The organism is Shewanella gaetbuli (assembly GCF_023284065.1).
GTDB lineage: Bacteria > Pseudomonadota > Gammaproteobacteria > Enterobacterales > Shewanellaceae > Shewanella > Shewanella gaetbuli.
Window position 1 is genome coordinate 266475 of record NZ_JAKIKP010000005.1, and the last position, 10795, is coordinate 277269.

The 10795-nt window shown below is 42.6% G+C and carries 8 protein-coding genes; 7 read left to right on the plus strand and 1 reads right to left on the minus strand.

Annotated features, from left to right (window positions below):
• The 5 genes from murC to lpxC all read left to right on the plus strand — a co-directional run bounded on the left by murC (position 1) and on the right by lpxC (position 5930).
• The gene (murC, locus tag L2672_RS09395) at positions 1 to 1467 is read left to right on the plus strand and encodes a UDP-N-acetylmuramate--L-alanine ligase (protein WP_248995585.1); all 1467 of its coding nucleotides are present in this window, start codon (positions 1 to 3) and stop codon (positions 1465 to 1467) included.
• 112 nt (positions 1468 to 1579) lie between these two features.
• Positions 1580 to 2350, plus strand: a complete 771-nt coding sequence (locus L2672_RS09400) for a cell division protein FtsQ/DivIB (RefSeq protein ID WP_248995586.1) — start codon at positions 1580 to 1582, stop codon at positions 2348 to 2350.
• The gene (gene ftsA / locus L2672_RS09405) at positions 2347 to 3582 is read left to right on the plus strand and encodes a cell division protein FtsA (RefSeq protein ID WP_248995587.1); all 1236 of its coding nucleotides are present in this window, start codon (positions 2347 to 2349) and stop codon (positions 3580 to 3582) included. The genes L2672_RS09400 and ftsA overlap by 4 nt, the downstream gene beginning before the upstream one ends.
• Before the next feature lie 27 nt (positions 3583 to 3609).
• The gene (gene ftsZ, locus L2672_RS09410) at positions 3610 to 4776 is read left to right on the plus strand and encodes a cell division protein FtsZ (RefSeq protein ID WP_248995588.1); all 1167 of its coding nucleotides are present in this window, start codon (positions 3610 to 3612) and stop codon (positions 4774 to 4776) included.
• A 233-nt stretch (positions 4777 to 5009) separates the two neighbouring features.
• On the plus strand, positions 5010 to 5930 hold the full coding sequence (gene lpxC, locus L2672_RS09415) for a UDP-3-O-acyl-N-acetylglucosamine deacetylase (RefSeq protein WP_248995589.1): 921 nt from the start codon (positions 5010 to 5012) through the stop codon (positions 5928 to 5930).
• Between the two features lie 13 nt (positions 5931 to 5943).
• On the opposite strand, the gene L2672_RS09420 is transcribed toward lpxC, so the two are convergent.
• Positions 5944 to 6387, minus strand: a complete 444-nt coding sequence (locus L2672_RS09420; RefSeq protein ID WP_248995590.1) for a DUF721 domain-containing protein — start codon at positions 6385 to 6387, stop codon at positions 5944 to 5946.
• A 27-nt stretch (positions 6388 to 6414) separates the two neighbouring features.
• On the opposite strand from L2672_RS09420, the gene L2672_RS09425 reads away from it, so the two are divergent.
• Together L2672_RS09425 and secA are read left to right on the plus strand one after the other, a co-directional pair.
• Complete coding sequence (locus L2672_RS09425; RefSeq protein ID WP_248995591.1) at positions 6415 to 7314, plus strand: M23 family metallopeptidase; 900 nt, start codon at positions 6415 to 6417, stop codon at positions 7312 to 7314.
• A gap of 58 nt (positions 7315 to 7372) precedes the next feature.
• On the plus strand, positions 7373 to 10096 hold the full coding sequence (gene secA / locus L2672_RS09430) for a preprotein translocase subunit SecA (protein ID WP_248995600.1): 2724 nt from the start codon (positions 7373 to 7375) through the stop codon (positions 10094 to 10096).
• The last annotated feature ends 699 nt before the right edge of the window (positions 10097 to 10795 follow it).

The following is a 10795-nucleotide window of genomic DNA, read 5'->3' on the forward strand; positions in this document are numbered from 1 at the left end:
ATGACAAAGACAGAAAAGTATGCACAGTTAAGAAGCATGATCCCAGAAATGAGACGGATCAAGCGTATCCACTTTGTCGGCATTGGCGGTGCTGGCATGGGTGGTATTGCAGAAGTATTAGTGAACGAAGGCTACAAAATTAGTGGTTCAGACATTGCGACCAACAGTGTCACTGAGCGTTTAGCCAAGTTAGGTGCACGAATTATTATTGGTCACCAAGCCGAAAATGTTGCCGGTGTGGATGTGGTTGTGGTGTCAACGGCAATTGATAAGCAAAACCCTGAAATCATTGCCGCTCAAGATAACCGTACTCCAATAGTACGTAGAGCTGAAATGTTGGCAGAGTTGATGCGTTATCGCCATGGTGTGGCTATTGCCGGTACGCATGGTAAAACCACAACAACCAGTTTAATTGCCAGTATTTATGGGCAAGCAGAGCGTGACCCAACATTTGTTATTGGTGGCTTATTAAATAGTGCAGGCACCAATGCTCGCTTAGGTAACAGCCGTTATTTAATCGCTGAAGCCGATGAAAGTGACGCAAGTTTCTTACATTTGCAGCCTATGGTGAGTGTTGTTACCAACATTGAAGCAGATCATATGGATACCTATGGTGGCGACTTTGAAGTGTTGAAAAACACCTTTGTTGAGTTTCTACATAACTTGCCATTTTACGGCGTAGCAGTGATGTGTATTGATGACCCAGTGATTGGTGAAATCATCCCGCGAGTTGGGCGTCAGGTGGTGACTTATGGCTTCAGCGAAGAAGCAGATGTCAGAGCCAGTAACTTTGTTCAACAAGGCCATCAATCACGCTTTACGGTACACAGAAAAGATAAGCCTGAGCTTAATATAGTGTTGAACCTACCAGGGCAACACAACGTGTTGAACTCACTGGCTGCAATTGCGGTCGCCAGTGAAGATGACATCGATGATGCATCAATTGTGCAAGCGCTTGCTGAGTTTGAAGGTATCGGCCGTCGATTCCAGCATTTAGGCGAATATGACACTCCTAACGGCAAAGTGATGTTAGTTGATGACTACGGACATCACCCAAGTGAAGTGCTAGCAACAATCAAAGCGGTTAGAGCCGGCTGGCCTGAAAAGCGCTTAGTGATGGCTTACCAGCCTCATAGATATAGCCGTACACGTGACTTATACGAAGACTTTGTTGACGTATTATCACAGGTAGATTGTTTATTACTGTTAGATGTTTATGCTGCTGGAGAAAATGTCATTCCAGGTGCTGATGGACGCGCATTATGTCGTTCAATTCGGGTTAGAGGACAAATGGATCCGATATTTGTGGCAGAGCCAGGCCAGTTGGCAGGGATGTTACCTGATGTATTACAAGAAGGTGATTTACTGTTAACCCAAGGTGCGGGCAATATTGGGGCCTTGTCACGAGAATTGGCATTGACCCAGTTAGGGTTTTGTTTAGCGAAAGATAACAATGACGCTGAGTAGTTTTTATACAGCTATGCGGTTGAAAAATCGTGCTTTTATACGGTCATTAAGCACTATATAATGGCCGGTTTGTTGCCTAGATATCATCGGCCAAAATCGGGAGTGACTATCGGTGTCGTGGAGTGAAAAAGGACGCCAGTTAAAACAGAGACTCAAGCGAATAGATTGGTATTTGTCTTTGGGGTTATTGTTTTTACTCAGTGTGTTAGCCACATTCGCATGGGGTGGGATAAAACTTCATGAATTGTTAAATGATGCTGACGCTTTGCCGATAGAAGCGGTTGCGATTAAAGGTGAGCGAAAGTTCACTACGGATGAAGAAATTCAAACGGCTTTGCAGTCGCTAATGCAAAGTAGTTTTTTCAACGCCGACATTGTTGATGTGCAACATGCGCTAGAAGATTTGCCCTGGGTTTACAAGGTGTCTGTAAGACGTGAGTGGCCAGCAAAGTTCAAAGTGACATTGCAAGAGCAACAAGCCGTGGCGCATTGGAATGAAGAGGCTTGGTTGAATATTCATGGTGAAGTGTTTGATGCTCTAGCACAGGCAGAGTTGATTGATTTACCGAAGCTTTCTGGCCCTGATGATATGGCCGAAGCCGTGCTAACCAGTTTTATACAGCTTGACGAGTTATTAACAATTAATGGCTTCAAGTTGGCAAGTTTACGATTAAGTCCACGTCATGCGTGGCAAGCCGAATTGGCAAATGGAATAAAAATAGAGCTTGGACGTGAGGATAAAATGACTCGAATACAGCGTTTTATTAATGCCTATCCGACATTAGTTAACAGTGATAAGACTGTTGCAAAAGTCGACTTACGTTATGACACAGGCTTTGCCGTCGGTTGGGATGAGACCAATAAGAGAACTGAAAATAAATGACCAAAAATCAGGAAAGAAACCTCATTGTAGGCTTAGATATCGGAACATCCAAGGTCGCTGTGATCATTGGTGAAGTATTGCCTGACGGTGAAATTAGCATCATTGGTCTAGGTAATCATCCTTCTCGAGGCATGGATAAAGGTGGTGTTAACGACCTAGATTCAATTGTTAAAAGTGTTCAACGAGCATTAGACCAAGCTGAGCTAATGGCTGATTGTCAGGTTTCGTCGGTTTACTTAAGTATTTCGGGTAAACACATCGCTTGCCAAAATGAAAATGGCATGGTGTCGATTAATGACGAAGAAGTGACGCAAGAAGACGTTGATAATGTTATTCACACAGCGCGTTCAGTCAAAATTCCTACGGAAAGACGTATTTTGCACGTTTTACCGCAAGAGTATTCGATTGACGTACAAGACGGCATTAAGAGTCCAATTGGCATGTCTGGTATGCGCATGGAAGCCAAAGCGCACATCGTTACCTGTGCTAATGATATGGCTAAAAACATTACTAAAAGCGTTGAACGTTGTGGTTTGAAGGTCGATGACTTGGTGTTCTCAGGTATTGCCTCTGCTGACTCAGTATTAACCGCAGACGAAAAAGATTTAGGGGTGTGTATCGTTGATATTGGTGGCGGAACGACAGACATTGCTGTTTATACCAATGGTGCATTAAGACATTGCGCAGTCATTCCCGTTGCGGGTAATCAAGTCACTAATGACATTGCAAAAATTTTCCGGACGCCACTAACACATGCCGAGCAAATTAAAGTCCAATTTGCCAGCGCTAGAAGTTCAACGGTTAGCCGAGAAGATAGTATTGAAGTACCGTCAGTGGGCGGCAGACCTTCTAGAAGTATGTCTCGACACACTTTAGCTGAGGTTGTTGAACCAAGATACCAAGAATTATTCGAATTAGTACTAAAACAATTACAAGACAGCGGTTTAGAAGATCAAATTGCTGCAGGCATAGTACTAACAGGCGGAACATCCTCAATTAGTGGGGCGGTGGATATAGCCGAGGCAACCTTTGGTATGCCAGTACGTGTAGCCTCGCCATTACCGATTAAAGGATTATATGAATATGTGGATCAACCAATTTACTCAACAGGGATAGGGTTGCTTCACTATGGGGCGAGAAGGGTAATTGAGCGTCAGTTCGAGCGGCCAGATCGTCAAGGGGTTACTAGCTTTTTAAATCGGGCAAAAAGCTGGTTTAAGGGTGAATTTTAAATAACGCAGACAAACGGAGATCAGACAATGTTTGAGATCATGGATACACATTCAGACGAAGCGGTGATTAAGGTCATCGGTGTCGGTGGTGGTGGTGGAAACGCTGTCGAACACATGGTTAAACACAGCATCGAAGGTGTTGAGTTTATTGTTACAAACACGGATGCACAGGCGTTACGTAAGTCAGGTGCTGGCTCAACGATTCAACTCGGTCGCGATGTGACTAAAGGGCTTGGCGCTGGCGCAAACCCAGATGTCGGTAGACAAGCCGCAGAAGAAGATCGTGAAAACATTCGCGCAGCGATTAAAGGGTCAGACATGATCTTTATTGCAGCAGGAATGGGCGGCGGAACAGGTACTGGTGCTGCTCCAGTTGTTGCTGAAATTGCTCGTGAAGAAGGAATTTTAACGGTGGCTGTTGTCACTAAACCGTTTCCTTTTGAAGGCAAAAAACGCATGACATTTGCTGAGCAAGGCATCAACGAACTTGCAAAGCATGTTGACTCTTTAATCACCATTCCTAATGAAAAACTATTAAAAGTATTAGGCCGTGGTACGTCATTATTAGATGCTTTTGCCGCAGCGAATAACGTATTACTTGGCGCTGTACAGGGCATTGCAGAGCTAATTACCCGTCCAGGTTTAATTAACGTGGATTTCGCCGACGTGAAAACGGTTATGTCTGAAATGGGTAACGCCATGATGGGTACGGGGGTTGCTACAGGTGACGACCGTGCAGAAGAAGCTGCAGAAGCAGCAGTTGCAAGTCCATTATTAGAAGATATTGATCTAGCTGGTGCTCGTGGCGTATTAGTGAATATTACCGCCGGTATGGATATTAGTATCGAAGAGCTAGAAACGGTTGGTAACCACGTTAAAGCTTATGCTTCTGACAATGCGACAGTGGTAGTGGGTGCAGTAATTGACCCAGAAATGAGCGAAGAATTACGTGTAACCGTGGTTGCTACAGGTATTGGTGCAGAGAAAAAACCAGATATTCAATTAGTACAAAAGCCAACTCCACGTCCTGAGCCTGTGGTGATTGAACCAAGACCAGAACCAGCAGAAGAGGTGGTAGCACAACCAGCTTATAGTGCACCTAAAGGGAATACTGTTCCTCAACAGGCACCAGCACCAAAAGCGGATACTGAGTATTTAGATATTCCAGCATTTTTGCGTAAACAAGCTGACTAAATCGTTGATGGGTTAAGACGACTTTTAGCCCGTCAATGTTTGAGAATATCGATGTAGATGTTACCAATAACTGCAATTGTGTAATAGCTTGTGACGAAATGACATGTAGGTGGGTGAATAGCAATTTTTTTGTGAATTTGCCAACTTATGATAGCATGTCGTACCAGCTATGCCCGATGGTATAGTGTGTTTTTATTAAGTTTTTGTTTTTATTGTTATTTACGGGTAAATGAATGATTTTTCAAAGAACTGTTCAAAAAATGGTGAAGAGTACAGGTGTCGGATTACACTCTGGCAACAAGGTGACTCTGTGCATTATGCCCGCACCAGTAAATACAGGGATTGTGCTAAAGCGAACTGACTTAACGCCTGCAGTGTCTATTCCTGCCAAGGCTGAATTAGTGCGCGAAACAACCATGTGTACAGCACTTGTAAATGATGCTGGTGTACGTATTTCAACAATTGAGCACTTATTTGCAGCGCTTGCTGGGCTGGGTATCGACAACGCAGTGATTGAAGTTGATGCACCAGAGATTCCTATTATGGACGGCAGTGCTAGCCCGTTTGTGTTTTTGCTGCAATCTGCAGGCATAAAAGAGCAAGCAGCACCTAAAAAATACTTAAAAATTACCAAGCCTATTCGTGTTGAAGACGGTGATAAATGGGCAGAGTTAACGCCATTTAAAGGGTTTAGAGTGAATTTTAAAATTGACTTCTCTCACCCTGAAATTGCTCGCAGCCAACAACATATGGTGATGGACTTTTCTACATCGGCATTTGTCAAAGACATCAGCCGCGCAAGAACGTTTGGTTTTATGCGTGACATTGAATATTTACGTGCAAACAACCTAGCTTTAGGTGGCAGCATGGAAAATGCTGTAGTGCTTGACGAATATCGCGTTCTTAATCCTGATGGTCTGCGTTATGACGACGAATTTGTTAAGCACAAAATTCTGGATGCTTTTGGTGACTTGTATGTTGCAGGTCATGCAATTGTTGGTGAATTTACCGCATTTAAAACGGGTCATGCATTAAATAACCAGTTGGTCAGAGCCTTACTCGCTCAGCAGGATGCTTGGGAGTTAGTCAGCTTTGAACATGAAGCCGACGTACCGGTTAGCTTCATGGTGCCAGGTTCGGCCGCGCTCGCGTAAAATTTGAAATTGCTTATTTACGGCTGGCTAATGCAGCCAGCCGTTTTAGTTTTTCACCCAATGAACCTTCTACATGATTTGCTAAAGCCTCAATATGTTGAGCCGCTTCAGTACTCAAATGTTTGTGGCCAATAGTAGATTTTTCATTGGTCAATGCTAAACCTGGGTTGACTTTAACCTCAATAGTAGTGAGCATGGGAAGTGTTTCAGCCTGAAGTTGTCGTAGTAGTTTAGGCTTTTGAAAATTAATTCTGGCGGCCCACGCGGCGGCAGAGGTTTCAATAACAAGAACACCCTGGCGGAGATTAGCTACTTTTAAGTGCTCCGTCGCAGGACCATCAATAATTTGCTTAACATGACGGTTTAAATTATTGAGTAGTTCTGCTTTCTCAGCGATTTCAGGCAATTTCCCTGAACCGTGTAACAAATTGCTGAGGTCTTGAGGGGTCTTTTTCATATGATAATAAGATGGCTGAATTAGGCTATGAGTGTAACAGTATTTGTTCAAGGTCGAAATGGGGTCACGCGCTGGCAACCCAGTAAACGATGGTTTCTTTTACCAATAATGCTTATGGTAACCGGAACAGCAATCTACCAATATAGCGCGGATCGTTTTGCGAGCCAGCAAGCTAAAGTAGATGAAAACCAACAACTGCGTGAACAACAAAAACAGCAAGTTATCGAGCTCAAACACGCAACCGAAACGCAATTAGCTATGTTAGTGACCCACGTCGCGAAGATGCAAGCTAAGCTCACCAGACTTGAGGCATTAGGCCAGCAAGTTGCCCAGAAAAATTTACTTGAAGATCAATTCGATTTCCATGCCGAAGTAGGCATAGGAGGTTATAGCGAATTGGGAACAGGTGTCGAATTAAGCCAGCTGATCAATGACATGGATAAGCTGGCATCCAGAATTGATAATAATAATCTTCAGTTGTCACTACTTGAAACAGTGTCAACGAATCTCCATATAGATGAAGAGCGTTATATATCAGGGCGACCAATCGATAAAGGTTGGTTATCTTCGCCCTATGGTTTACGCAATGACCCTTTTAATGGTCGAAGAACAATGCATAAAGGTATTGATTTCGCAGGTCGAGAAGGGGCCGATGTTATTGCAACTGCCGCAGGTGTAGTAACGTGGTCAGGAAGTATGTTTGGATATGGCGAGCTTGTAGAGATTGATCATGGAAATGGTCTACGAACTCGTTATGGACACAATAAATCTCTGTCAGTAAACGTAGGTGACGTAGTTGCCAAAGGCGATAAAATCGCCAGTATGGGAAGCACAGGTCGTTCAACCGGCCCTCATGTGCATTACGAAGTGCTACGTGGTGGACAACAAATAGATCCAAGAAAGTTTGTTTACCGCAAAGCAAGTTAATAATATTAACGGTTAATGCGCTCTGAAGAGCCAAACCTACAAGAGATAAGTGACTAAGATGTTAGGCAAATTACTGACAAAAGTATTTGGAAGCAGAAACGACCGCACCCTAAAAAGTTTAGGTAAAGTGGTTACCAAAATTAATGCATTAGAAGCAGATTACGAAAAACTGTCTGATGAAGAATTAAAAGCAAAAACGGCAGAGTTTCGACAACGTTTAGAAAGTGGAGAAACACTCGACAGTATTATGGCAGAAGCCTTTGCTGTTGTTCGTGAAGCCTCTAAGCGTGTTTTTGAAATGCGTCACTTTGATGTTCAGCTATTAGGTGGCATGGTACTAGACAGTAACCGTATCGCTGAAATGAGAACCGGTGAAGGTAAAACACTGACCGCAACCTTGCCCGCTTACCTTAATGGTATAAGTGGTAAAGGCGTTCACGTTATTACCGTTAACGATTACTTAGCCCGTCGTGATGCTGAATTTAATCGCCCATTGTTCGAGTTTTTAGGCTTAACCGTGGGGATTAATGTTGCTGGTTTAGGCCAAGTTGAAAAGAAAGAAGCCTATAACGCAGATATTACCTATGGTACCAACAATGAGTTTGGTTTCGATTACCTGCGTGACAACATGGCATTTTCGCCACAAGAGCGTGTTCAACGCCCACTTCACTACGCACTAATTGATGAAGTTGACTCAATCTTAATTGACGAAGCGCGTACGCCGTTAATTATTTCAGGTGCCGCCGAAGACAGCTCTGAGCTATACACACGAGTAAACACCTTAATTCCTAACCTTGTTCGTCAAGATAAAGAAGATACAGAAGACTTTACCGGTGAAGGCGACTTCACAATTGATGAAAAAGGCAAACAGGTTCACCTAACAGAACGTGGCCAAGAAAAAGTAGAGCAGCTGTTAACTGAAATTGGCTTATTGCAAGAAGGTGACTCACTATATTCAGCTTCTAATATTTCATTATTACATCATGTTTATGCCGCACTTCGTGCACATACGTTATTTGAGAAAGATGTAGATTACATTATTCAAGATGGTGACGTGGTTATTGTTGACGAACACACGGGTCGTACAATGCCTGGACGTCGTTGGTCTGAAGGTTTACACCAAGCTGTTGAAGCTAAAGAAGGGGTAAACATTCAAAATGAAAACCAAACATTAGCGTCTATCACTTTCCAGAATTACTTCCGCCAATATGAAAAGTTAGCGGGTATGACTGGTACAGCAGATACTGAAGCATTTGAGTTTCAGCATATTTATGGTCTTGATACCGTTGTTGTACCCACAAACCGTCCAATGGTTCGTAATGATATGCCAGACTTGGTTTATCTTACCGCCAAAGAAAAATACGACGCAATCATCAAAGATATCCAAGGTTGTCGTGAACGTGGCCAGCCCGTATTAGTGGGTACAGTGTCCATTGAACAATCTGAGTTATTACATAGCTTACTTAAAAAAGCCAAAATACCTCACAATGTTCTTAACGCTAAATTCCATGAAAAAGAAGCTGACATTGTTGCGCAAGCAGGTCGTTTAGGTGCTGTTACTATTGCAACCAATATGGCCGGTCGTGGTACCGACATCGTGTTAGGTGGCAACTGGAATATGGAAATTGAAGCACTTTCGAATCCAAGCGCCGAACAAAAAGCCAAAATTAAAGCTGATTGGCAAGAGCGTCATGATGCCGTATTAGCCGCAGGTGGTTTACACATTCTGGGCACCGAACGTCATGAGTCTCGTCGTATCGATAATCAGTTACGTGGTCGTGCAGGTCGACAAGGTGATGCAGGTTCTTCTCGTTTCTACTTATCTATGGAAGATAGCTTAATGCGTATCTTCGCATCAGACCGTGTTTCAGGAATGATGAAAAAATTAGGTATGGAAGAAGGCGAAGCAATCGAACATCCATGGGTGTCACGTGCTATTGAAAATGCCCAACGTAAAGTTGAAGCGCGTAACTTTGATATTCGTAAGCAATTGCTTGAATACGATGATGTTGCAAATGATCAACGTCAAGTGGTTTATTCACAACGTAATGAGCTAATGGATGCTGAAAGTATTGAAGATACCATTAAGAATATCGAGCAAGATGTTATTGCCGGTGTTATTGATACTTATATTCCACCAAACTCAGTTGAAGAGTTATGGGATGTGCCAGCATTAGAGCAAAGATTACAAAATGAATTTGCACTTCAATTGCCGATTCAAGAGTGGTTAGATAAAGAAGACGATCTACACGAAGAAACCTTACGTGAAAGAATTGTTGAATCTTGGACTAATGCGTATAAAGCGAAAGAAGAAATGGTTGGCCCACAAGTGTTACGTCAGTTTGAAAAAGCAGTCATGCTGCAAACTTTAGACGGCTTATGGAAAGAGCATTTAGCAGCGATGGATCATTTACGTCAAGGTATTCACCTTCGTGGTTATGCTCAGAAAAATCCAAAGCAAGAATATAAGCGTGAATCATTTGAGCTATTCCAGCAAATGCTTGAGTCATTAAAGCATGATGTCATCAGCGTACTGTCAAAAGTACAAGTGCAAGCTCAATCAGATGTAGATGAGATGGAGCAGCGTCGTCGTGAAGAAGAAGCGAAAATCCAGCGAGACTATCAACACGCTTCTGCACAAGCATTAGATGCAGAAGAAGCACCAGCACCAGCAGCTAAACCACAGACAGTGATCCGCAATGGTGAAAAAGTGGGTCGAAATGATCCATGTCCATGTGGTTCGGGTCAAAAATATAAACAGTGCCATGGAAAATTAAGTTAAATCTTTCATGAGATAACTCAAAACATAAAAAGCAGCTATTACAGCTGCTTTTTTATTTCTGAAATTTAGCTATAACGATTCAATAAATCCGAAATTGTGGATAACTTTGGGGGTAAATGGTGTGAAAAGTGTAGGTAAGTGAATAACTATAAAAAAGATCGCAAAAAGTAAGTTTTTTTACACAAAAGCACTTGCACATTATCAGAACCTGCCTATAATGCGCATCCACTGACACGGCACAGCAGCAAACACAAGGTGTATGCAGCAAGCCTGACAGGTTGATTTACAACGTTTAATAAGCAGTAAATCAACGGCGAAAAGAAAGTTTGAAAAAACACTTGACGCTAACGAAAAGGTCTGTAGAATACGCAGCCCTGACCCGCTACAAAGTAGTTGAGGTCGCTAAACGAAAACGCTTTTAAAGTGACTAAGTTTAGCAATGCTCTTTAACAATTTATCAAGTAATCTGTGTGGACATTCACGGGTATTGAGTTATTCGAAATGACTTCTTTGAAGTCATCAAAAATTTAAATCTCAATGCTAAATCTTCGGATTTAGGATGTTCATACTTGACAAGTTAACTCTTTCATTAGAGTTAGCGCATGACAGTAGAATTCATTGAGTCGAACATTGTTCGAAAAAACTTTTAATTGAAGAGTTTGATCATGGCTCAGATTGAACGCTGGCGGCAGGCCTAAC